Here is a 23,602-nt window from a genome sequence, read left to right on the forward strand (position 1 = left end):
ATATGTATATGTTAAAGAAAATCGTAAAAAATTACTTTTTTACGATTTTCTGGTTTTTAAGAATTCATAATTGAGTGTTGAATCTCGGTATATTCTTCGTTCGTTAATTTTAATCTTTCATTTCTGAAATTCATGTCTTCCACCTTGTTTAAAGGGATCAGATGAATATGCGCATGAGGAACCTCCAATCCTACGACCGCCACTCCTACTCTTACACATGGAATTGCAGTTTTGATCTTCTTGGCAACCTCTTGGGTAAATCCCCAAAGGTTTTTGTATTCTTCACTTTCAAGATCAAAAATCAAATCCACTTCTTTTTTCGGAACTACCAGAGTATGTCCTTTCACCAAAGGCATTGCGTCTAAAAAAGCTATAAAGTTTTCATCTTCAGCAATTGTATACGAGGGAAATTCGCCATTGATGATTTTTGTGAATATAGTGCTCATTATATAGAGAAGTTAGAGGTTATATATTAGAAGTCAGAAATAAATAGAGTATCAGATTACAGAGAAATGTCTAATACTTCGAAAGAAAGTTTGTTTCCGTTTGGCAGTACAATTTCTGCAACTTCACCAATTGCTTTTCCTAACAGACCTTTTGCAATAGGAGTGTTTACGGAAATTTTCCCTGTTTTCAGGTCACTTTCGTTATCCGGTACCAATGTAAATACCTGTTCTTGCTTGGTAGCATTATTTTTAAGCTTCACTGTTGTTAAGATTGAAACTTTTGAAGTATCTAATTGGCTTTCGTCTATAATTTTAGAAACGGAGATTACATCTTTCAGCTTGGAAATTCTCATTTCAAGCATTCCTTGAGCCTCTTTAGCCGCATCATATTCTGCATTTTCAGACAAATCTCCTTTGTCTCTTGCTTCTGCGATCTGCTGAGTAATTTTTGGTCTCTCTACAGTTTCCAACTGTTCCAGCTCAGCTTTCATTTTCTCAAGGCCCTCCTTAGTTACATAGCTTGCCATAATTTTCAAAATTTAGTTTTGGTATAAAAAAATAATCCGACATTTGCCGGACAATGTTTTCGTGTTGTAATCGTTTAATTTTTACAAATATATAAAAATTTAAATTGAAATGAAAAAAACTTCTTTGATATTATCTATTTTCATTTTATTGGTTTTCAGTAATTTAGCTATAAACTCTTGCTCCACTAGAGAAGATACAGTAAATTGCTTTCCCAATAACCCAATCAATGTAACCTTGAATTTGAACCTTCCGGCATACAACAATTTGAACTATGACAGCGGCTGGATCTATGTGAACGAACAGCAGTCCGGAACCAGAGGATTGATCATTGTTCGTGTAGGGAATTCTTTCAAGATCTATGACAGAAATGCACCTCACATTTGCCCGGATAATAATACAACTTTGGAAGTAAAGGACAATATTGCCATTCTGTGTCCTAAAGATGGAACAAGATGGATATTAAGAACAGGGCAGCCGGAATCCGGAGCCAAGACGTCTTTACCTCCTAAAACCTATACCAATTTCAACTTTGATCCGGCCAGTAAAATTCTAAATGTTTATTATTAAAAAATGAAGATCGTTATACAGAGAGTTTCTGAAGCCAGTGTAAAGGTAGATGGAAAAACAGTAGGAGAAATTGAGAAAGGATTGATGCTTCTGGTAGGGATAGATGAAAATGATGAGAAAACAGATGCGGACTGGCTTGTACAGAAAGTTCTAAATCTCAGGATTTTTGGTGATGAAGACGGTAAACTCAATCTTTCGGTAAAAGATATTGCAGGGGAAATTCTTTGTATCAGTCAGTTTACATTGATCGCGGATTATAAAAAAGGCAATCGCCCTTCATTCATCAAAGCAGCAAAACCCGATAAAGCCGTTCCACTTTTCGATTATTTTAAAGAATCAATTGCTCAATCCGGATTAAAAACCGAAAGCGGAATTTTTGGTGCGGATATGAAGGTATCCCTGATCAATGATGGCCCTGTTACTATTGTGATGGATTCGATTACCAAAAATTAATTCCAAAAAATGAAGAACCAAAAAATTGTTACGGCTTATCTTATCATTACGTTCATTTTTCTTTTTGGAGTTGTTTTAAGCATCTTTGACTATAGTTTTTCGGGATATTATATTGATAAAATTATTAATTGGCTCTGGCTGGCTATGACCGTATTTATCATTATAAAATTTTGGAAAAAGAAGGGTATCAAAATCTATTTCTGGCTATTGATCTCGGGAACTATTCTGAGTTTTTTACCCATGATGATCCCTTTTTTCAGTATGATTCTTTATTTTTCAACCGTTGGATGCAACCAGCAGATTATGTTGAATGACACGTACAGAATAGAAAGAGGTCGCCCCGGAGTAATGTCTAATCCGATGATCACGATTTATAAAAAAGAAGGCATTTTCGAAAAAAAGATTTCCAGAGATCCTTACTTAGCAACAATAGAGAAAATTGTTCCTCCTTCACCGGAAACATATGTTGACGAAAAAACATTACCTATTCAGGGAGCAAGATTAATCAGTGCCAATAACGACAGCATTGGTATTGAATATCAGATTATGAATAAAAAGAAACTCATTTACCACCAAAACAGGCTGAACTGGTTTGACGACAATTAAAATAACATTTCCAGTCTGCCTTTATTAATACAAGACAAACATCTTACCCCCACAGATTTTACCTTCTGTTGGGGTATTTTTTTTCGTATAAAAATTATTTATCAAAACTCACAAAAAAGTGATTTTATTATATTTTTATTATTATTTTTGATACAAACCAAAACACATCACAACCATTTAACAAAAATAATATGAAAACAAAAATTCATTTTTTCGCATTAGCTGTGCTCTCTTCTACCCTATCTTTTGGACAGGAAACCTCATCCAAAAAGGCCAATGATATGAACGGGACAGTGTATGTATGCTTTTCTAAAGGAATCAATTCTGAAAAAATGGCATTCACCAGAAACGCTGAATTGGAAAAATTTTCAAGGGAAAACAAAATCTCATTTACGTATGATCTAGCCTTTACAGATAGTAAATTGGACGAAATGTCAAGAAACAGCCAGGCCATTGGTAATTCGGGAGAATCTGTAGAAAAACTGAAAAGAATCTATAAAGCAGAACTTCCTTTTCAAAACCAGGAATATTCACAGAAAATTATTCAAACGCTGGAAAGATTTCCTGAAATAGAATATGTTTCGGTGATGAGCAGTGCACCGGTAGAGCCTCCTTTAGTGAATATGTTTGTGGCTACACCTGATCTGGAAAATGTACAAACCTATCTGAATGACAATCCCGGAATTAACGCAAAATATGCATGGTCAAGAGGAATTACCGGACAGAATATCAGAGTTCGGGATGTAGAATATGGTTTCTATAAAACCCATGAAATGCTGGCCAATCAAAATTCTATACAACTGGAACCGGGATACAGCCCGAATTCTGGTTTATCAGCCAATAACTATCGTGATCACGGAACCGCCGTGGTAAGTATTTTAGGTTCGGTAAAGGATAATATTGGACTTACAGGTGCAGCTTACAGTGCTTCTGAAATCAAAGGATATATGGAATGGACAACTTTAGGGTATAACCGAGCTTCGGCAGTCAGCAGATCCATCAATGCTTCACAATCCGGCGATATTATATTGTATGAAATGCAGACAGGAGGTAAAGACGGCCAATATTGTCCTGCAGAATATGATAAGGTAATCTGGGATCTTACCAAAGCGGCTACAGATTCCGGAATCATCATTATTGCAGCAGCGGGGAACGGAAATCAAAACCTTGATGATCCTTTTTATGCGGCCTATAATGCAAGAGGAAACAGTGGGGCGATTATTGTGGGAGCAGGCTCACCGAATACAACCCATTCGAAGCTAAGTTTCAGCACCTTCGGAAACCGGGTAGATGTACAAGGCTGGGGAAGCAATGTGTTGGCAGCAGGCTACGGATCTTACGCCAAATATGATAATGATAACAACAGAACGTATAATTATTTCAGTGGAACCAGTTCTGCAACACCTACAGTAGCTTCTGCAGCAATACTTATTCAGTCTTTCTACCGTCAGAATACGGGGCAGAACCTTACTCCGGCCGCGATGAAAAACCTTTTGATTTCTACAGGTATTCCTCAGGGAGGTACAGTGGCTAATCAAAAAATCGGACCTCTTCCGAATGTAAAAAATGCCATCATTCAACTGGAAAGTAAATTCGTAAAACCTGTGAAAACATTAAGTCCGCTAGAAGTTAAAATTTATCCTAATCCTACTTCCAGCTATATTGCTATTCAAAGTAATGAAAATAGAAAACTTGATTTTGAAATTGTAAATATTCAGGGAAGAACGATTATAAAAAATTCGGTTTCATCTGATGAAAAGATTGATATTTCAACATTGCCTACGGGTCAGTATATGATTAACATCAATGACGGAGCGAGAAGAGTTGTAGAGAAATTCACCAAACTATAGAGTAAACAAAAACTCCTTTCAGAAATTCTGAAAGGAGTTTTTTTCGCAAGTTTTATCTGTTTATTTCGCAGGGACGCTGCTGAAATTAAGTGCCACTTTAATGTTCATATCCGAAGAGGTCTGATTTCTCAGTTCATAAACGGTTCTAATGGTAAGACCTGAACTTTTTACAATTTCATCCAGAAAACCCGTATCATTCAAATCCAGATTTAAACTGGAAGTGTTGGTAGATATATTGGATCGGGAAGCTATAAGCCTTTCTCCAGTTCCTGCTGATGAAACATAGATTTTAACAGTTTTGAAGGCGCTCAGATTACCTCCTGAAGGTGATGCCACAGAAATCTTTGCATCCGAGATTCTTACATCTTTAATCTTTGCATTGTTATTTCCTCCAAACCAAGTCTGTACATTGGTAGCTGTTGCGGTGGAAGAAACTTCTTTATCCGCAGGTACTCCCGTAGACACTAAAACATTCGTTGTGTATGGAAACGTATTCTGAACCAGCGACTGTACAGTCCCGCAACTTACAAGTACTGCTGACGCGGCCATTGCTGTTAGAACGATATTTTTCATAATTTTAAATTTTAAACTTCTGTATTTAGTTTGCAGAAATTGTACCAAATTTTAACAAGCTTATTCTACACTTACAGTGAAGCTTCCTTTGGTATTTCCTGAAGCCATATTACTTTTCCCGATAATTAACCATACTTCTCCTTTCCCGGGAGTTTCATAAGTGATATCTCTTCCAAAAGGACCGTCATAGTCTCCGTTTGGCAATTTTATCTGATTGAAGCGAATATTAAAATCTTTTTCTTTTGTTGAAATTTTAGCTTTGATGTTGGGCTTGTCGTAGTGAGTCAGTTTTAAAACCAATTCCTGATTATCGTCGGTAAATGCTTCACCTAAAGTAAATGGTAGCTGGGAAGCATCTGCTGTTCTTACAATTTGTCCTTCTTTTTCACTTCTCATCACTCCTTTACGCAGAACTTCTTTGGTAGCCGGAGCATTGTTAATTATTGAATCTTTTTGTCTTAATGCTACAGAATCTCTTTTATAAGCGGAATCCGGCATTTCTGTTACTACAGCAGAATCTTTACCCGACACTTCAGGAACTGCAGATTCTTTTTTACATGAAAGGATAATCAATGGGATCAACAAAAGGCTTTTTTTCATAATAATTAATTTTAAGAATGTTTCTGTATCATTCTGTTGATCCTTTTAAATGCTAAAACTGTTCCAATTTCATTTAATGATTTACCTTTTTAGGCTGTATATTATCATGATTTCCTGCTTCCATCCATTTAAATGTGAAGTACATAAAATTCAGCATTACTCCCATCAGTAAAGTAACGCCCCATGTTTTAGTATATTCAAGAGGATAAATTAACCTGACAACGATATCATTAAAAAGTCCAAAAGGATTATTGAGGACATCCCAGCTGTTCCATCTCAAAAACCTTCCCAGATATACTCCAAAGCTGCTGATAAAAAGGAAAAATATAATCAACCCGTTCACAACATTCTTTTTACCGTAACTGAAGAGTCTTTTTTCTATGTCATTAAGGCTTATAAAACCACAGATAAGCCCTGTCCAAGCATAGGAAAGAATAACAATCAGATCATACCAGATCGGTATTGAATTTCTGGCTCTCAAATGAAAAAGATCTGTGAGGATATAAGGAGAATTGGGGAAAAACAATATCCAGATGATAATAATGAACGCCAGAGATATTCTACTTTTAATCTTAAAAATCACAATAAAAGAACTTAATAATAAGGGAATCCAAGCCAAAAAAAGATTCCAGTTGAGAAACAGAAAGACTTTTGTTTCACTGATATAATATCTGAAAACAGAAAGACTGAAACAAAATAATGTCATGAATATAAGCAGCACAGTCATTCTGACTCTTGGGGATTCGATGATTTTTTTCATAACTGGTATTATTCTATAGTTTGATAATAAAGGATTTTGGAGAGTTTTTTTTTGCTTCGTTCCCTCTTTATCTTTGCCTGTATCGTTTTTTCGAGTTGCAGATCTTTCTTAGCTTCAGCATATTTCAAAAGTCCTTTTTCACTGAAATTAACTGTTGTAAAGTAGTAATCGACAACGAAATCTTTGCGTTTCATATTCTGTGAGATGATAAAACCTCCCCAATTGATATAGCAGCACACCAAAACAGTCCCGTAGAAATACCACACCATGGTATTGAACAGAAATGCATTTGTCTTTTTCTTCTGAATTTTAATAAAAGTCAGTGCGAGGCCAATTAGCGATAAAGTGAGGAAAGCAAAAACACCCAGTCTTTTGTAAGTAAAAGAATAATGAACAATATATTCATAGTTTTTCACCGCAGCAGATAATACGAGAACAGCATTCAGGAAAATCCAGATTTTTGCCAGAATTTTCATCAAACCTGCTTTAGAATCGAAGTTAAACCCTGATTTGAAATAGAACATGATCACCAAAATGGCCATGATAATTGATAGAATAACCGCATTTACTCTTTCATGGGTTTCTTCGGAAAGCTGGGCCGGGGTTTTAGATATTTCATAAAACTGTTCATAATTGTAAGTGATGATGAAGAAAATCAATAAAATATTCAGACAAAGAAAGGAAATGACGCCGCTCATCCTTTCAGAATCCAGATCCAGGAAAGAATAGGTAGCCTTTGGAATTTGGGAATCTTTCTGAAAATTGTTGCTTATTATATGATTGGTTTTATAAATCATTTTATCTACAGCATAATTCCAATAATTAAAAGCGATAAAAAATCCTAAAACAAAAAGACAGAATACCTGCCATAGGTTAATATCCAACTCATAATCGGTAAAAAGTGAGGCAAAATGATTACTTCCTATAGAATACACTCCAAAGAATACAGAAACCAGCAATAGCGGAATCAAGATGAAAGCTAATGTTTTCTGCCACAATCCTGAAATTTTTCTTTGAGGAAGCCAGCTATCAAAATTTAAAAAGCGACAAAGCGAAATACAGCTATTTACAATAAAAACCGGAGCCAGAAGCAGGATTTTCATTCTTTTATTTTTTGATTTATACGCAAGTAAAAGAAGTGAACTTACAACTGCCAGAAAAGAAGGAAAGTCTCCGTACCATGCAAAAGCAGCTCCCGAAAGAATACTTGTAGCAGAAAGAATGTACACCAGCCTGGTTCTGTTTTTCTTTGGTGTTTTAAAAAAAGTCAGTACAGCATAAATGATTCCCAGAATCCCAAGGTTCAGCCCAATATCCTGATCATAAAAAAGGATAACAAAAAGTAAGGCCGTAAGAAATATATAGTGATGTGTTTTCATGATATTTTAAAATTGAAGGGTTAATGATATTATGATAAAGAGTTTAGCAAAAACTGAAAAACAGGTTCAGGTATACCAATACAATAGGAATATTGACGAGCATCAGCAAAACCGAATTTCCGGAGCTTTTCTTTTCTGATACGTTGCCAAGAAATACCATCAGCTCATATAAAAGAATAAGCAGATTAGCGACTGCTGCAATTACCACATAATAAAAGCCCACTATGACCAGAAAATTGGCCATTGTAATCCAATACAGAAATAGTAAGGAGCTTCCTGCTAAAAAGGATATCAAAAATGTTTTTTCTCCTAACGGGCTGAATTGTATTTTTTTCATAGAATCAGTTTTAATAAAGTACAGCAGTATCTTTCTGGAAAATAAAATCTTTCACATGATCAAAATTCTGCCACAAAAGCTCTTCAAAATCCCAATGATGAAAAGTTCTCATGTTTTGTCCTTTTCGATAAGCCTTGATATAAATTGTTACATACTCAGGTAAAATAATTGTTCCCAAAACAATTGCCGCCAAAAGATGGGCATTAAGCTTTCCGTTTCCCAGCAAAAGATACTGCATCGCGATTTCGTCTTCGAAGTTGGTTCCGCAACCCGTAATCAAATGATGAACATCATGATTCTCCATTTTAGGAATCATAGAAAACCCGTGCTTTTTATAAAACTCTCCCAATTTTCTTCCCAGAGAATCTTCCTGAAATTCAAGCAGCTGTTTTTCATTAAACTGCCATTGTCTTTTTTTCTTTTTAAAGTATTTTCTGTATAACTTTTGAGTTTTATCATACACAAAAAGCAGAAACTGAACGCGTATTTTTTTCATAATAGTATGGATATTAAAAGAAAAGACTAATACCTATAACAGCGTAAATAAATGCGATAGGAATATTGGCAGTCAAAATGAGTATAGCAGTCATACATTCTTTGAATTTTGATGTATCTATAGCACTATATATCAAAAGTCCAAGTATACACAATAAGTTGGCTGGCGCTCCAAAAAAGATTAAAAAATAGCCTGCTCCGGCAAACCAATCATCGTTTGTAATTAATGCTCCTAAAAGGCAAAAAGTTCCCATTGAAAAAAATACTGTGAATACTGCCTTGCCTAGATTTATTATTTTTGAATCTTTCATCATTATTATTTAGAATTAATAGCAAACTTAATTTTAACTTCCTGCAAACGGACTTCCGAAAATACCTACTGCCAGCTCGAGCCAGATTAATGCGAGAGCCAGCAAAATGAAAATAGTAATCAATACTTTCTGACTTTGTTTCTTTATGCTGTTTCTGACCAGATTGATGAGAAAAGCTGTTGTAAAAAGCAACACTCCTGCAATCAGAAAATCTGCTCCAGACAAATTAACTTCCTCAGAAAAAAGATTTCCAACCAATGGAATGGCATATACTGTACATGTTTTTTGTTTATGCATCATCATTTTATTTAATTTTAAAATATAAAGTACTTTGTAATTCAAAGTGAATGTTCAAAAAAATATAGGACTAGCGTCCCAATAATTTTTCCAGAGCATCCAGATGTTCTGTAAATGCCTGTCTTCCATTCTGTGTAACACGGTAAGAGGTTCTTGGTTTTTTACCTACAAATTCTTTTTTAACTTCTATATAACCTACTTTTTCGAGAGCATTGCTGTGGCTGGCCAAATTACCATCTGTAATTTCGAGCAGGTTTTTCATTTCGGAAAAATCAACCCAATCGTTGACCATAAGAACGGACATAATGCCCAATCTTACACGGCTTTCGAATTCTTTATTAAGTTGGCTGATTTTGATCATTTTAAATTTATCTTATTTATTATGAGATAATTAATTGGTACGAATTATCATTTTTCTTTTTAAATTTTCAGTAATATATAGTTATGGTTATAGTTCAATTTTTTTAGGATTACTGAATATGCTTTCCGAAAAAACGATGCAAAAATAAGGATAAAAAAACAGTCCATTTTCTCATACGCTTTATTTTAATTTCCTGGCGAACATTTAACCAGTAAAAAATACAATATGCTTAGTCATATTCATAGCTCCAACGCCTATCAACAATGAAAAAATTGCAATTGATATATATTCCCAGGTACTGATCAATTCACTTTTTTTCTGTGAATAAAACTTGGAAACATTCATCAGTTTAATTTCCTTATTATTGCTGGCTGATTTCAGATCAGATTCTGTCTTAAACTTCTGAACCTCATCTGTTCTGGTATCATAAGAAAAAAACTGATTATCTTCTGTTTTCCCAACAATTTTATTCCCTTTTTCTTCGATTGCTATGACATCCCAAACCACAAATCTGCCTCCTTTTTCAACAATAGATCCTGGCGCATCCAAATCGATAAATGAAAGAGTATGATTATTCTCTAAAGGAACGTGCCAGTCATCTCCAATTCCTATATCAACATTTCTTCTATCAGCAAGTATTGATAACCCAATAAGCCCACCCATATAAAAAGTATACAAAAAGGCAAACGGTGCCATGAATGCCACTACTACTTTAACCCTGCGTCTTTCTTTTTTACCAGCAAAATAAGTAACCACCGAACTTACAATACCAACAATAAAACCAACAATAGACAATAAGAAAAGGTGCAGAACAATGACAAAACCTATCCCCACTATTTATACTTTTTATGCATGATCAGCCCGTATACGATATGCAAAACACCAAAGCCTATTGCCCAGAAAACCAATCCCCAACCAAGTATGAATAAAGAAACTAATCCTAAAATAATTTCAAGATATCCCAGATACTTCACGTCTGTTAAGGTATATCGTTCTGCACTCACTAATGCTAACCCATAAAAAATCAGGGTAGCTGGTGCAACAAAAACAAAAAGATGATGGTAAAGAAGCGCCAGACAAAATAATCCTCCCGCAACCAAAGGCACAGCAAAAGTAACCAACAGGCGCTTTGTAGTAGCATCCCAAATCTTCAATCCTTTTTTTTTGCTTTTATTGGCCGTAAAAACATATCCGCTAAGAACCGCCACTACAAGTATAATAATTCCAATCCATACAAGTTCTCTGACTAATGCAGGGTTAAAAATATTTCTGTTCCCATCAAAATAACTGATCCCTTCCCTTTGAAACACGAAATACACGTAAATGGCACCTATAATAGCCGCCAGCCCGGCAACCACTCCTGATAAACCACTGAGCGAAATAAATCTTGAAGACCGCTCCATCATGGAGCGGATATGTGATAAGTCTTCGTGATAGTTTTTTGAATCCATAAAAAGAACTTTGAATTACAAAGTTATTATTTTTTATCAATCAACAAAATAATTTTATAAAATTCTGAGGAAATTTTTACAAATACATAATTAGAGAGAAGTAAAAAATCATTCTTACCCTACAAAAAAAGCCGATGAACAGATCAACGGCTTTATATTTTTAGAAGCTGAAAATTATTTTGCTCTCAGTCTTTCCTTGATGGACTCAATATTCTTTTTAGCAGAATCTTCCAAGATAAGGCTTGCACTCATATGAATTCTTGCAGGCATCAGGTCATTGAAATGATCCGTTCCTTCCCAAGATACTTTTTTAATCAAAGCTAAAGCATCACTGCTTCTGGAAGCCAAGGTCTGTAAAAATACATCCAACTTCTCATCCATTTCCTGGATAGTATCTGAAACAGAATGATAGATATTGTGTTGCTCTGCCCATTCTGCAGATCTGAAATCGGCATCAATAGCCATTGCAGAGAATTGTGATTTTCCAATCTTTCTTTCTACATAAGGACCGATAACGAAAGGGCCTATTCCCAAATTAATTTCCGTAAGGGCAAGCGCAGAATCTTTGGTTGCGAAACAGTAATCTGCTCCACAGGCAATACCGACTCCTCCACCGGTTGTTTTTCCCTGAACTCTTACCACCACTATTTTCCCACATTTTCTCATCGCATTCAAAACTTTGGCAAACCCTCCGAAAAACTGGGTGGATGCTTCCAGTTCATCAATCGCTAAAAGTTCATCAAAGCTTGCTCCTGCACAAAAGGCTTTTTCACCTTCGCTTTTAATCAGAATGGCTTTCACCTCATCTTTTGCACCTTCTTCAAGGATAGTATGGGCAAGTTTTTCTAAGATAGCTCCGGGAAGAGAATTACTTTTAGGAGTTCCGAATGTAATTTCGGCAATATTATTTTTAATTTCTGATGCTACAAATTCGCTCATTTTCATTTTTATTGGATTCTTACAAAAATACGAAATACCGCTCGTTCCGAGAAACTTAAAGAAGATAAATTTACCTATTAAAAAGAAGTACAGACGTGGTACTACGTAGAAATACGGAGTGTTTAATTTGGTATTTTCTACGCTAGTATCACTTTATGATAAGTTGTTCCTTTGGATAAAGAAATCAACAACCAAAGGCGGAATCTGAAAAGCCTAAAAAGAGTAGGAAAACGATCAACTAAAAATTATTTACCATGGAAGAATACATTGGAATTGTGAAGCTGTTTGCTGGAAACTTTGCCCCTAGAGGATGGATGTTTTGTGACGGAAGCTTAATAAGCATCTCACGCAACAGCGCTTTATTTTCTATACTAGGGACCACTTACGGAGGTGACGGGATAAGCACTTTTGCGCTTCCTAACCTTAAAGGAAGAATCGCATTGGGAGCAGGAAACGTAAATGCCAACGAATTTTATCCTTTGGGAGTAACCGCCGGTACCACACAAACAACACTTCTGGCCTCTAATATGCCAAGCTTGGGAGCAGGGTTTCAATTGAAAGTAAAAAATCAAAATGCAAATGTTGCCACTCCTACTGCTGCATCATCTTTTGCCATTTCAGGAATTCCAAATGGAAGACTTTTTGACCCGGTACCAAGTTATATAGATACAGATCCGGATACAACAATCAATTCAAAATCAATTGCATTTGTTGGACAAAACCTTCCTGTAAACAATATGCCACCATATCTTGGCTTAAATTATATTATCTGCGTAGAAGGGATTTACCCACCACGAGGATAATAGTATAACGCAATAACCTAATATTTAAAAACAACAATTATGAAAAGCACTACTTTTTTAATAATCTGTAGTCTGCTCATTTCAACCTTTTCATTTGGGCAGACCAGCACCGAGACTTTTGAAACTGAGTCTCAAGGAAGTTCTAACTTTACAGACAATGGCGTAATATTTAATATTATTTCATACGCTTCTAATTTTGTAATAGGTATTTTCCCGAATACAGGATGGAGTGGATCAGCTAATGATAACCGTTATATAGACAATTCTGCGAGTGTAGGTGCAGATAATGCCTCTTTCAGTATCAAAACAACTTCGAATTTATTCAAAGTAAACCGTTTTTGGGTATATGTAGCAAATAAGCTTTCTAATCCAGCAGTATCAGGGACTCTTACTGTAACAGGAAAGCTAAGTGGCGTTACAAAATTCTCAACAATAAAAACAACGGGTTTTGCAACCAATCTTGGAACGACCAACGGGTATACCCTGATTGATATGACTAACCTAAACGGACAAAATTATTCGAATATTGTTATTGATGAGCTACAGTTAACCTTGGGAGGTAATTATTATTATCTGGGCTTGGATGCTTTAACCTGGGTAAAAGACAGCAATATTGTATTGGGTACTTCTGAAGCTAAAAGCACTAAAAAAGACCTGACTGTTTATCCTAATCCGACCAATGGACCTGTTTCCATCATCACAGAAAAAGCCAGTGAAGCTAAAGTCTACAGTCTGGATGGTAAAATGCTGAAAACGGTACAAACTCAAAAAGGAAATAATGAAATCAATATTTCAGATCTTCCAAAAGGAGTTTACATCATCAGAACCGCAACAGAATCTACCAAAGTTATTAAAAACTAAGACCGAAACAGAAACCCCGATATTTGTTCCCCTTTTAAAGATTTTAATTTATAACTTCTCAAAGGCTGCTTCATAACTAGGCAGCCTTGTTTTTTTTAAGTTTTACAAGAGACTTTATGGATGGTTTACCTTGTCCATTTATGCAAATGTTCTATCCTTCCGTTTCTTTTTAATAAAGCTTCAAATCTTAGCTTAAGCAAAATTTTTCTACCTTCAAGCGTCCTTGTAAATACAAGTTCAGATTTTCCCACCGCTTTTTCCCATGATTTCTTAAAAAAATCAGCACTTTTCCTGTTCTTAGCAAAGATCTCAGGTACGGGGAAATATTGATCTTTTTCTTTAAAAAAATGTTTTCTCTTTTGCTTTATTAAATATCTGGGATTATCTACTTTTGAAACCAATTCCTGTAAGGTCTGTATAAACTGGGAATTTTCGTATTGAGTTCCTCCTTCCAGATAACAGAACGCATTTTTATTCTTATCTGATGAACTTACAATTTTAAGATTTTCAAATGGGGTACGGATTATTCTTTCATAAATGAGTGCTGATACAACTACTTCAGCCAGAGAATCAATCTGTTTCGCAGTATCTTTACATCTCAAATAGAGTTTGAAAGATCTGTAGAATTTTACTCCGTATACCAGAAAACCGATGCCACCTAACAAAGAAGCAAATATAGAAAAGCTCTTTATAGACCCCATCGACTGCACGTTTCTTAATAATCCTAACAAAAGATCCTGCCAGAATAAAATAAACGAGGAGATCATCACTTTACTGAAATTTCCGGTCATTTTCCCCAGATAATCCATTCTCATCTCATCCATTTCTACCATATTTCCGGAAGGAATTTCTATTTCTTCCACTAAGATATTTCCTTTATCCAAAGCGGTCTTCCAGCGCCGAACCAGTTCAGATCTATTTTCTGCCAGAACAAAAGATTCCTGATTGATTTTGACAATCTGCTCTTTATTTTCGATAATACCGCTATTCAGCCTTTCAAAATTATTTTCAATCGTAGGATTCTCTTTATTGGAAATTCCAACAAAAGTTTTGAATCTTCGTTTCATGATTCCCAGATCCTGACCACCAATGGAATCATGAGAATCAAAACATACCAAATGCCAGATATTACCAGTTTTATGGATATTATCTTTATCTGTCCGGATCACTCTTCCTCTCATCTGGTTGGAAAGTACAAAGGAACTTACAAAACTGGCAAGAATCAGTGTATTCATTTTCGGGGCATCCCAGCCTTCTCCCAATAATGATTTGGTACCGATCAAAACATGAATTTCACCACTTTGAAAAATTTCGGTAATGATATGTACAATATCATGTTTTATCTGCTCGGAAAGGCTGACGATCAAATAATTCTGATCATAGGTAAGCAGAGTGCAGGAAACACCCGAAACTCCTTTTCTGGAACAGAGTTCATCAAATATCTTTTTTGCACTCAACGGGATAATCACTAAACTCCCTGTAAGAACACCTATTTTTTTATTTTGACTATTTTCTCTTCTCAGTTTTTCAAAAATCGGGACCGCCCCTATTTTATCGAGGAGAAGATGATTCTGAGCTTCATTATTCAGATATTCTTTTTTAATAAAATCCGTCAGGATCACCATTTTAAGATCTTCTTTCAAAACTGAAAACTCAAAGTCTGCGATTTCTTTTATTCCCTGAAGTTTACCGATGCTTGAGTTCAGAATTTTATTCAGGTTTTTCGTATTATAGAAACTGATGGTTTTCTGTTCAAAAAAGCCTTTCCTTTTTAAACGGTTTCCCAAATCAGTTCGATGTTCTTCAAAATTTCTAAAGTTGAGTTCATCTACGATCAGATAAAAATCTAGGAGCTCTTCCATCCAGAAGAAATCAAATTCAGGGATATATTTTTGCTGATCGCCAATAATTTCGAAATGAATTTCGGGAATTATTTTTCCTCTAAAATTAAGATATACAAGTCCGGAAGTATAAGAGGATATATTCTCATAGATCCAATCCAAATGCTCCGTAGGATTTTGATAGATCGGATGTTGCTCAATAGCGTTAAGAAATACATTATCTTTTTTAATTTCTTCAAAAAAAGAGGAAGCCTGCGTATGGTAATAATCAATTTTTTTCTGTTCCTCTTCTGATGGAAGCGTAAAGTAAACCAGATCCTGATGAGGGCACAAATCTCCTTCAATCATCAGCTCCGGAACGGATATTTCAACATCGATCGGACCGTTTAACTGAATATATTTCTGCCATTCTGTACCTGAAACATCGAAAGGCGGGGTTGCAGTGAGGGCAATAACAGTAGGATTAATAGTTTTTTTCACCTCCATCAAACTTCTCCACCACGCGTTTTTCAAATGGTGAGCTTCATCCAGAATGAGAGTGCCTACTTTTTGCTTTGCAAGCTTTTTGAGCATTTCTGCCGCAGAAATTTTGGTAGATTTCTCTGATGACTCATCGGATTCATTAGCTTCTGAAACGGAATGTAGTCCCTGATAGGTTGTGACTGTGATAATCCCTGGATTTTTAATATCTGAGGAAATCCATTCCGGAATCGTTTCTGTGTCCAGAAAGAGTTCACAAAACCTTTGAATCCATTGGTTTTTAATGGCTAATGTGGGAGCAACAATCAGAGTAGGTTTCCCGAGTCTGAGCATCATTTCCAGACCCAGCACTGTTTTTCCAGAACCGGGAGGTGCAGAAATATGAAGATGATTGTCTACGAGATATTCATCAAGGTGATCCAGAAATTTTTGTTGATAAGTCCGCCAACTGTATTTGAAAGTAGTATTATTGGGGAAAACGCTCATAAATTCAATTTAATAAAAGCCTGATTCATTAGATTTGGAAAGGGAATGATTTATTTCTTCAAAGCCAGAATGTATTTGTCTATGTACAATTGTTTTTCTTTGGACTTATATTGTTGAATATATCTTGGATGTTCAAGAACTGTCATCTTATCAAACAGGTTTGCTTCTTTGTTTAATTTTGAAATAAACTCGGCATTCTTTTTACCAAGGATGAAAACTTCGGAGGTATCCAGATTGAGACCAATATGTTTCTTCAAAGAATCAATCATGAAGTCTTTTACAGATTCAAACAGTTTTTTGTCATCATAATAATTGGCATTAAGCCATCCGCTCTTTGTTTTTCTGACGATTGCCAAAGGAAATGGGGAATTGATGTAAATATCTTGGTAAAAGATTTCTGCTCCTCCGTATTCTTCAATCATTTCATACATAAATACGGAAGAAACTTCGTGGGTTCTGGCTGATTCCATCTTTATTCCACAAACGCTTTCCAACCTTTTTGTATCGGTAAACGGAACTCCTGTAACACCGGCTCCGTGGCGGCTTGGATTGATCCCTACAATAAATTTCCTTTTCTGGGAATCATTGTAATATTTATGATAAAACTTTTGCATGATTTCCATCGTTTCCGGATTATCCAGATACGGATTCAGAACTTCGAAACCTTCCGGCAAAGCTTCTGAATAGCTCAATGTTTTATTGAATTCAATAACTTGATCTGCAAAAGTTGTATTCATATTTAGTTTTTAAGAAAAACAAAATTTTCAGGCTGATCATCTTCCTCCTCCTCTTCATCACTTAAAGCCAATTCAATATCAATGAACTGAATGTATAAACCACAAATTTCTTCGTTAGCATCATAAGCAAAGTAAACGGGGTAAGTACCATCACCAAAACCACTTGCAAACATGGGAATCTGATAATCCGTGCCAGGAATCGTCCAATTGATCCAGTCTCCAGCTTCTCTCTGATTGTTGGGATAATCTTTATAGCTTTGAGAGAAAAGCCCGGCAAAATAGTCGTCATAAACATTGTCTACATCTATTTCATCCACAAATTTATCTACAAAAGGAAGTACTTCTTTGTCAGTAATGCAACCTAGACCTGCATCCACTCCGAAGCCAAAAAAATCGTCTTCAGCTACATCCTCCAATTCTTCAATTCCTACCAGAGCCTCTCTGTAAACCACGGGTTTTTCTTTGGTAAATTCAACTTTCACCACAGCATACCGGTCTCCCCAATCTTCAGATTTCGTTACCGCAATAGTTACAGGGAAATCGCCTTTCGGTGCCTGAATAAAATAAGGTGATTGATTGGCATTCAAAGAAACCAACGGATCTCTTACCACTATTTTTCCGGAAGGAAGCGATACATTTCCGATTTCCATCGTCTCCATTTTCTGACCCAGAATTTCATTTGAAGTAAAATAGGTTTCCAGGTCTGTAGGGCAAACCAAAATATTTTTCACTTCTTCCCATTTTTGCATCCAGCTTTCGTTCATTATGTTCTATTTTATGATTTAAGTTTAAAGATACTATTCATTTACTCATTGTCAAAATCGTCCTCTGTTTTTAATCCTTTAATAAAAGTTTCAAAATCTTTGGCAAGAAAAGTTTTCTTATAATTATCTTCCTGATCTACATGTACGACTACTGGTTCTCCATCTTTCCCACAATCTGAATAGTCAAGCAGAATCATGTCATGTCCTGCTGAAGGGCAGTCACAGATATAAATACCATCATCGGGATACCCCCATTCTTCAACCATAAAATGACTGCCGAGTTCTCCGCAGACAGAATAAGTTTTCTCTCTTCCTATTCCCATAATTCCTGTGATCGCAACATGATCGTCTGCCCATGAAGTAGCTTCTTCTGTTGGAAAACAATCTTTATCTACCAACCCGCCATTTTGAATCCTCATCAGTTCGATATAAGATGCTGGAAGTTTATAACCAAGCTCTTCTTCAACGGAAGCAATCATTTCATCATCCGGAAATTCTTCAGTATAATCTCTTTGTGAATAGCTGCTTTCATCCCAGAACCCTGTAAAATCAAAGTCTTTAAAAAATTGTAATTCCATATTTTGTTTTAAATAAATGATATTCTTGATGTATTGTAAAGGTAATTATCATTTTTAATAAAACTGTTTCTTCAACTAAGATTTATACAATCCATGCTAAGGTTTAAAACCTTGATATGGGCCAAGCATCATAATATTTTTTGATTAAAGAGGAGATCTCTCATTCTCCTTTTGTGTAAAGTTAGTATTCTAAAGGATTGTAGTTCCTAAATACTTTATAAAAATCTGAGCCTGAGCCTTTATATGGTTCTTCTTCTATAACTTTAAATTTTCCGTCATTGCCTTTTTCTTCTACTATAATTTTATTAGAAACATCTACTCTAGCAAATTCCTCCAGGGAGTCTTTTCTGATTTTCAGAAAGGATGTTATTGTAGAACCCGTTAAAATAAGTGAATTAATACAATTTAATTTTGCATTATATGTTAGATTTGGATAAGATTCTGAATTTTTAATGTGGATAAAACTTTTATTCGTAGGATCATAAACAAATAATGTCATCACTATATTACCTCCTCTCCCAGCAATAGTACTTTGATAGGTTATATCGTTAAACCCGTCGTTATTGAAATCACCGATTTTAACATTCATATCAGATATTCCATCTTTATCAAATTTAAAACTGTTTGTAAGTCTCCAGATGTCAATATCTGTTTTCTCGCCTTCTATCCACTTCTTTTCTGATTTATAAAAATGTATTGATACAAATACATCACCATTGCCTGCATGCCTAAATTTCTCAAATTCAACTTTAGTTTTTCCTTTTGTCCCAGGATTCAAACTATCAACAAATTTCTCTTCAGAAAAATAACCTTCTTTATCAGGCGTTGGTTTTCCTGAACAGGAAAAAAGAAGTAAAGCTGCTAGGATCAAAAAGAAATTTTTAAAAAGTTTCATGATTAAAAAATATGTATGAATTTAGCTATTTATTATCAAATTAAAATCCCCTTCAGTATTAATCTAAAGGGGATTTTTTTATTATTATTTTGAATTAAATCAATCCAAACTGTTGGAAATGATGAGTAAAATGCTTTCTGTGCATCAGTTCCCACATCTCTTTATTCAGCTTCCCGAATACATAGTTCATGTGTTCTGCCTGTGGATTTTCTTTGTAGTAGATCACAAATTTCTTCAGATTATCCATGAAAGAGATTTTTGCGGCTTCCAGGTTTTTGTGATTAGGTTCCGGAAGAGATCCGTCTTTCGGTAAGAACGGAGCGGTAAATTCTTTTGGCATTTTTCTATGATTGTAAAGAGAGTCCTGCCATTTTTCAAGGTTTTCTTCAGGCGTGAAACATTGTTCAGCTTCAGGTTCTCCAAAGCTTACCAATACTGCCTGTTCCAAATGCTCAATCATCTGCTGTGGAGACATTTTACCCCATTGCGGAGAAGTGCTTTCTGTTAATCCGTTAAGCAACTTTTGAATATTTTTCACATTCAGATCGATGAAAGGAGATTGTTTTGCCACCAATGTTAAAATCGTTGCTACACATACGATCTCATCTCTTTGGTTTACTACTTCAACCAGCCATTTTACAACACCGGAAGGAATGTTTCTTCCCTTTACTCCTCTGTTGATTTTTTCTTTTGCTGTTAAATAAACCGTAATGGTATCTCCAGCGTATACAGGTTTGAAGAAGCTACAGTCTTCCAGTCCATAATTAGCAATTACAGGTCCTTTTTTTCCTGAAACGAATAATCCTGCCGCTGCTGAAAGAATGAAATATCCGTGAGCAACAGTTTTGTCGAAGATTGTTCCCGATAAACTTGTTGCATCGGTGTGTGCATAGAAGTGATCCCATGAAACATTGGAGAAGTTAACGATATCTGCATCAGTAACCGTTCTTCCTGCAGTTTCCAGAGAGTCTCCTACTTCTACTTCTTCAAAATATTTCTGGAAAGGATGTTTGTCTGAGAATTTTTTCTCTGCTCCCTGTTGGTAGATTTTAGTGATTGCTTTTAAAACATCCGGTGATCCCTGAATAGCTGTTTTCTGTAAGAAGAAATGAAGACCGCTTAGTCCGCCCATTTCCTCACCACCACCTGCTCTACCAGGACCTCCATGCATCAATGTAGGAAGTGGTGAGCCGTGACCTGTGCTTTCCTTCGCATTATCTCTGTTCAGTACAAAGATTCTTCCGTGCTGGGAAGCCATTTTCCAGGAAGTTTCAGCGATAAAGTTTTCGTCATGAGAAATAATAGACCCCACTAAACTTCCTTTTCCTCTTTTTGCCAATGCAGCAGCTTCTTCAGCATCTTTATAAGGCATTAATGTAGATACCGGCCCGAAAGCTTCTACATCGTGAGAGATGTTTTTCTCGAAAGGCTTGTCATTCAGGAATAATTTTGGACTCATAAATGCTCCATTTTCATAGTTGGCATCTACCAGTTCGTGTTTTCCGTCATAGACAAGTTCTGTTTCTGATTTTAAGATGTTTACTTTTCTCAGAACTTCTTCATACTGTTGTCTTCCCACCAAAGATCCCATTTTGGTTTCTCTGCTTAATGGGTTTCCGATTTTCGTTTGATCCAAAGCTTTAGACAAAGCATTCTGAACATCACCGATTAAATGCTCAGGAACGATAATTCTTCTAATTGCAGTACATTTCTGTCCCGCTTTTGTTGTCATTTCGTTACGAACTTCTTTGATGAATAGATCGAATTCCGGAGTTCCAGGTTTTGCTTCCAGCCCAAGAATAGAACAGTTCAAGGAATCTGCTTCCATATTGAAACGAACGGCATTTCCTGCAATTGATGGAAGTGATTTTAATTTTCTTCCTGTATTGGCTGAACCTGTAAATAGTACGGAGTCTCCGTCCTGTACATAATCTAAAATATTTCCTGGTTCTCCGCAGACTAACTGTACGGCTCCTTCAGGTAAAATTCCACTTTCAATCATATCCTGAAATACCGCATTGGTAAGGTAAGATCCGAAAGGAGATGGTTTTACAATAGAAGGAACACCCGCTAATAAGGAAGTGGATAATTTTTCCAGCATTCCCCAAACAGGAAAGTTATACGCATTTATTTGTACAGAAACTCCTTCGCTAGGTGTTAAAATATGGGTCCCCAAGAAAGTTCCGTTAGCAGAAATCTTCTGAGTGTCTCCATCTACCCAGAATGAAGTATTGGGAAGCATTCTCTTTGCTAATCCTGAGTATGTAAAGAAAGTTCCGAAACCTCCTTCAATATCCACCCATGAATCAACGTGAGTCGCTCCTGTTTTGTATGATAATTCGTAATATTTTTTCTTTCTTTCCAACAGGTAAAGTGCTACTTTTTTCAGCATTTCGCCACGATCGTAGAAAGTCATTGAAGAAAGGTTTTTATATCCTACGGTTCTTCCATAGTCAAGAGCCTGCTCAAAATTAAGCCCTTCGGTATCGGAAACAGCTACCTGCTCTCCTGTAACGGCGTTGTACAAAGGAATTCCACTTCCGGTACCTTCTACCCATTGTCCGTAGATATAGTTTTTTAACTTTTCCATATAGTTTTTTACTTTTTGCTTAAATTATTTTTTAATCAATTTATCTAAACTTTATAAGTTTCCGAGACCTATAAGGTTTCAATCTGTCTTATTCTTTCAGTTAAAAAGTTATTTCGGTTCCTGATATGGAAACATTTTCACTAATCCTTCATATAAGCTTCTGTGAAGAATGGTGGCGTGATTGTCTGTTTCCATCATTTTATATTCTAATGTCCAGTTCTTCTTTCCTGCTTTTTTCAAAACATCGTACAGATCTTCCGCATCTTTTATCATCACCGGATGTTCTCCTTTTCCTACAGAAACATAGACAAACTTTTTAGTATCCGAAGATTTTGAAAGTAATTGTGAAGCCTGTTTTAAAAGGCTTTCATCATCCCACCATAAACTTGGACTGATGATAAAATAATTATTAAACATTTCCGGTTTTTTCAAAAGGATTTCTGTCGCCAAAAGTCCTCCCAAAGACTGACCAAAAAGGTATTTATCTGTTGTTTTAAACTGACTTTCCACATAAGGCTTTAATTCCTTTTCCATGAATGTAATAAACTTATCAGAGTGTCCTGTTGTAGGATAGTCTTTCTGTAAATCTTTTAAATCTGTGTGAAAAGTAAAGTCTCTTTTTCTGTCTACATTAGCAACTCCTACCACAATGGTTTCCGGCATGGAATACATTTGATTAAAGAACTGTACTAATCCTGTTACGTGAATAAAATCTTCATTCATACTGCCATCTAAAAGATAGATCACCGGGTATGACTTTGTTTTATCATATCCTTGTGGAAGATAAATATTCAACGTTCTGTCTTCATTTAACGTTTTGGACTTAATGGTCCTCACTTCTCCTATGGTAAGCGGTTTTGTCGTAACCGTCTGTGCCAACAGCGTACTCCCCACCGCAAACATAATGCTGCATGCAAGTGCAATTTTTTTTATCATATTTAATTTTGAATGGTCATTATTTTACATCATCCCAGATGCTGTAATCCACAATCTTGGTTGGGATCTGCTGAACATATTCTGTAAAAGGCTCACAAGGCAGAATAGCTTCTTTTCCTTCTCTTGCCAGCTCCTGATATAATTTTGTTCCTTCTGTTTTCCAGTGAATCATTTCGTCAGAAACATCTCGGATAATTTTTGCAGGGCTTCCTACAACCAGTTTTCTTGGTTCACATCTAAAATTTGCAGGTACAAAGGCTAATGCTCCGACAATACTTTCGTCACCGATATAGGCTTTGTCCATCACAACGGAATTCATTCCTATCAGACAGTTTTTTCCGATGTGTCCTGAATGAATGATTGCACCGTGTCCGATGTGAGCAGATTCTTCCAGTATGGTTTCTATATTCGGGAAAACATGAAGCGTACAGTTTTCCTGCACATTTGCTCCGTCTTTAATGATAATTTTTCCCCAGTCCCCACGAATTACCGCATTGGGACCAATATATACTTCTTCGCCTATTTCCACGTTCCCGATAATCACTGCCTGCGGATGAATGTAGGCAGTACGCTTTATAATGGGGCGAATCCCGTGGTATGAGTAGATGTTCATAATTTTTTAATTAAAAAAAATAATTTATCAATGTATCAATCTAACAGTTTACCAATAGATGCTTC

The 23,602-nt window shown here is 35.8% G+C and carries 28 protein-coding genes; 6 read left to right on the top strand and 22 right to left on the bottom strand.

The genetic code is table 11. The features are described 5' to 3' along the window. Nucleotides 1–56 precede the first annotated feature (56 nt). Both ACL9RH_RS22935 and greA read right to left on the bottom strand, forming a co-directional pair. The gene (locus tag ACL9RH_RS22935; RefSeq protein ID WP_422695651.1) at nt 57–446 is read right to left on the bottom strand and encodes an HIT family protein; all 390 of its coding nucleotides are present in this window, start codon (nt 444–446) and stop codon (nt 57–59) included. Nucleotides 447–502: 56 nt separating this feature from the next. Next, nucleotides 503–973, bottom strand: coding sequence for a transcription elongation factor GreA (greA, locus tag ACL9RH_RS22940; RefSeq protein ID WP_422695652.1), 471 nt, complete (start codon nt 971–973; stop codon nt 503–505). A 109-nt stretch (nt 974–1,082) separates the two neighbouring features. Here greA and ACL9RH_RS22945 point away from each other — a divergent pair, with 109 nt between their 5' ends. The 4 genes from ACL9RH_RS22945 (at nt 1,083) to ACL9RH_RS22960 (ending at nt 4,450) form a co-directional block, all read left to right on the top strand. Then, nucleotides 1,083–1,541, top strand: coding sequence for a hypothetical protein (locus tag ACL9RH_RS22945; RefSeq protein WP_422695653.1), 459 nt, complete (start codon nt 1,083–1,085; stop codon nt 1,539–1,541). Between the two features lie 3 nt (nt 1,542–1,544). Continuing rightward, a complete protein-coding gene (gene dtd, locus ACL9RH_RS22950) occupies nt 1,545–1,994 on the top strand; it encodes a D-aminoacyl-tRNA deacylase (protein WP_422695654.1) in 450 nt (149 codons plus the stop codon). Nucleotides 1,995–2,003: 9 nt separating this feature from the next. Continuing rightward, nucleotides 2,004–2,600 carry a hypothetical protein gene (locus ACL9RH_RS22955; RefSeq protein ID WP_422695655.1) on the top strand — a complete coding sequence of 199 codons (597 nt, stop codon included), beginning with the start codon at nt 2,004–2,006 and terminating at the stop codon, nt 2,598–2,600. Nucleotides 2,601–2,791: 191 nt separating this feature from the next. Beyond that, complete coding sequence (locus ACL9RH_RS22960; protein WP_422695656.1) at nt 2,792–4,450, top strand: S8/S53 family peptidase; 1,659 nt, start codon at nt 2,792–2,794, stop codon at nt 4,448–4,450. A gap of 60 nt (nt 4,451–4,510) precedes the next feature. Here ACL9RH_RS22960 and ACL9RH_RS22965 read toward each other — a convergent pair whose 3' ends face one another. The 12 genes from ACL9RH_RS22965 to ACL9RH_RS23020 form a co-directional block, all read right to left on the bottom strand. Beyond that, nucleotides 4,511–5,023, bottom strand: coding sequence for a hypothetical protein (locus tag ACL9RH_RS22965; protein ID WP_422695657.1), 513 nt, complete (start codon nt 5,021–5,023; stop codon nt 4,511–4,513). Between the two features lie 60 nt (nt 5,024–5,083). Continuing rightward, nucleotides 5,084–5,623, bottom strand: coding sequence for a hypothetical protein (locus tag ACL9RH_RS22970; RefSeq protein ID WP_422695658.1), 540 nt, complete (start codon nt 5,621–5,623; stop codon nt 5,084–5,086). Nucleotides 5,624–5,696: 73 nt separating this feature from the next. Beyond that, nucleotides 5,697–6,383: a DUF1361 domain-containing protein gene (locus ACL9RH_RS22975; RefSeq protein WP_422695659.1), complete on the bottom strand. Its 687-nt coding sequence runs from the start codon at nt 6,381–6,383 to the stop codon at nt 5,697–5,699. A gap of 8 nt (nt 6,384–6,391) precedes the next feature. Further along, nucleotides 6,392–7,762, bottom strand: a complete 1,371-nt coding sequence (locus tag ACL9RH_RS22980) for a DUF4173 domain-containing protein (RefSeq protein ID WP_422695660.1) — start codon at nt 7,760–7,762, stop codon at nt 6,392–6,394. A gap of 43 nt (nt 7,763–7,805) precedes the next feature. Continuing rightward, a complete protein-coding gene (locus tag ACL9RH_RS22985; RefSeq protein ID WP_422695661.1) occupies nt 7,806–8,099 on the bottom strand; it encodes a hypothetical protein in 294 nt (97 codons plus the stop codon). 10 nt (nt 8,100–8,109) lie between these two features. Next, nucleotides 8,110–8,595, bottom strand: a complete 486-nt coding sequence (locus ACL9RH_RS22990) for a Coq4 family protein (protein ID WP_422695662.1) — start codon at nt 8,593–8,595, stop codon at nt 8,110–8,112. Between the two features lie 13 nt (nt 8,596–8,608). Further along, nucleotides 8,609–8,905: a hypothetical protein gene (locus ACL9RH_RS22995; RefSeq protein WP_422695663.1), complete on the bottom strand. Its 297-nt coding sequence runs from the start codon at nt 8,903–8,905 to the stop codon at nt 8,609–8,611. A gap of 33 nt (nt 8,906–8,938) precedes the next feature. Continuing rightward, nucleotides 8,939–9,202, bottom strand: coding sequence for a hypothetical protein (locus ACL9RH_RS23000; RefSeq protein WP_422695664.1), 264 nt, complete (start codon nt 9,200–9,202; stop codon nt 8,939–8,941). Between the two features lie 70 nt (nt 9,203–9,272). Beyond that, nucleotides 9,273–9,563, bottom strand: a complete 291-nt coding sequence (locus ACL9RH_RS23005; protein WP_422695665.1) for a winged helix-turn-helix domain-containing protein — start codon at nt 9,561–9,563, stop codon at nt 9,273–9,275. Between the two features lie 204 nt (nt 9,564–9,767). Continuing rightward, complete coding sequence (locus tag ACL9RH_RS23010) at nt 9,768–10,397, bottom strand: hypothetical protein (protein WP_422695666.1); 630 nt, start codon at nt 10,395–10,397, stop codon at nt 9,768–9,770. After that, the gene (locus ACL9RH_RS23015; RefSeq protein WP_422695667.1) at nt 10,397–11,014 is read right to left on the bottom strand and encodes a hypothetical protein; all 618 of its coding nucleotides are present in this window, start codon (nt 11,012–11,014) and stop codon (nt 10,397–10,399) included. Before ACL9RH_RS23015 ends, ACL9RH_RS23010 begins: the two co-directional genes overlap by 1 nt. Nucleotides 11,015–11,188: 174 nt before the next feature. Continuing rightward, complete coding sequence (locus ACL9RH_RS23020) at nt 11,189–11,953, bottom strand: enoyl-CoA hydratase/isomerase family protein (protein WP_422695668.1); 765 nt, start codon at nt 11,951–11,953, stop codon at nt 11,189–11,191. 254 nt (nt 11,954–12,207) lie between these two features. Here ACL9RH_RS23020 and ACL9RH_RS23025 point away from each other — a divergent pair, with 254 nt between their 5' ends. Together ACL9RH_RS23025 and ACL9RH_RS23030 are read left to right on the top strand one after the other, a co-directional pair. Continuing rightward, complete coding sequence (locus tag ACL9RH_RS23025) at nt 12,208–12,756, top strand: phage tail protein (RefSeq protein WP_422695669.1); 549 nt, start codon at nt 12,208–12,210, stop codon at nt 12,754–12,756. A 39-nt stretch (nt 12,757–12,795) separates the two neighbouring features. Further along, nucleotides 12,796–13,617 (top strand): T9SS type A sorting domain-containing protein, encoded by an 822-nt coding sequence (locus ACL9RH_RS23030; protein ID WP_422695670.1) that lies wholly within the window; start codon nt 12,796–12,798, stop codon nt 13,615–13,617. 125 nt (nt 13,618–13,742) lie between these two features. Here the strand turns inward: ACL9RH_RS23030 and ACL9RH_RS23035 are convergent, their stop codons facing one another. The 8 genes from ACL9RH_RS23035 to ACL9RH_RS23070 all read right to left on the bottom strand — a co-directional run bounded on the left by ACL9RH_RS23035 (nt 13,743) and on the right by ACL9RH_RS23070 (nt 23,537). Then, nucleotides 13,743–16,424: a DEAD/DEAH box helicase family protein gene (locus ACL9RH_RS23035; protein ID WP_422695671.1), complete on the bottom strand. Its 2,682-nt coding sequence runs from the start codon at nt 16,422–16,424 to the stop codon at nt 13,743–13,745. Between the two features lie 50 nt (nt 16,425–16,474). Next, complete coding sequence (locus ACL9RH_RS23040) at nt 16,475–17,161, bottom strand: SMUG2 DNA glycosylase family protein (RefSeq protein ID WP_422695672.1); 687 nt, start codon at nt 17,159–17,161, stop codon at nt 16,475–16,477. Nucleotides 17,162–17,163: 2 nt separating this feature from the next. Next, nucleotides 17,164–17,925: a DUF4241 domain-containing protein gene (locus ACL9RH_RS23045; protein ID WP_422695673.1), complete on the bottom strand. Its 762-nt coding sequence runs from the start codon at nt 17,923–17,925 to the stop codon at nt 17,164–17,166. A 41-nt stretch (nt 17,926–17,966) separates the two neighbouring features. Then, nucleotides 17,967–18,503 (bottom strand): SMI1/KNR4 family protein, encoded by a 537-nt coding sequence (locus ACL9RH_RS23050; RefSeq protein WP_422695674.1) that lies wholly within the window; start codon nt 18,501–18,503, stop codon nt 17,967–17,969. A 181-nt stretch (nt 18,504–18,684) separates the two neighbouring features. Next, a complete protein-coding gene (locus tag ACL9RH_RS23055) occupies nt 18,685–19,398 on the bottom strand; it encodes an XAC2610-related protein (RefSeq protein WP_422695675.1) in 714 nt (237 codons plus the stop codon). A gap of 94 nt (nt 19,399–19,492) precedes the next feature. Beyond that, nucleotides 19,493–21,988, bottom strand: a complete 2,496-nt coding sequence (gene paaZ / locus ACL9RH_RS23060) for a phenylacetic acid degradation bifunctional protein PaaZ (RefSeq protein WP_422695676.1) — start codon at nt 21,986–21,988, stop codon at nt 19,493–19,495. 108 nt (nt 21,989–22,096) lie between these two features. Then, nucleotides 22,097–22,924, bottom strand: a complete 828-nt coding sequence (locus ACL9RH_RS23065) for an alpha/beta hydrolase (protein WP_422695677.1) — start codon at nt 22,922–22,924, stop codon at nt 22,097–22,099. Nucleotides 22,925–22,943: 19 nt separating this feature from the next. Further along, complete coding sequence (locus tag ACL9RH_RS23070; RefSeq protein WP_422695678.1) at nt 22,944–23,537, bottom strand: transferase hexapeptide repeat family protein; 594 nt, start codon at nt 23,535–23,537, stop codon at nt 22,944–22,946. Between the last annotated feature and the right edge of the window lie 65 nt (nt 23,538–23,602).

The sequence above is a fragment of the Chryseobacterium sp. Mn2064 genome, assembly GCF_049319685.1.
GTDB lineage: Bacteria > Bacteroidota > Bacteroidia > Flavobacteriales > Weeksellaceae > Chryseobacterium.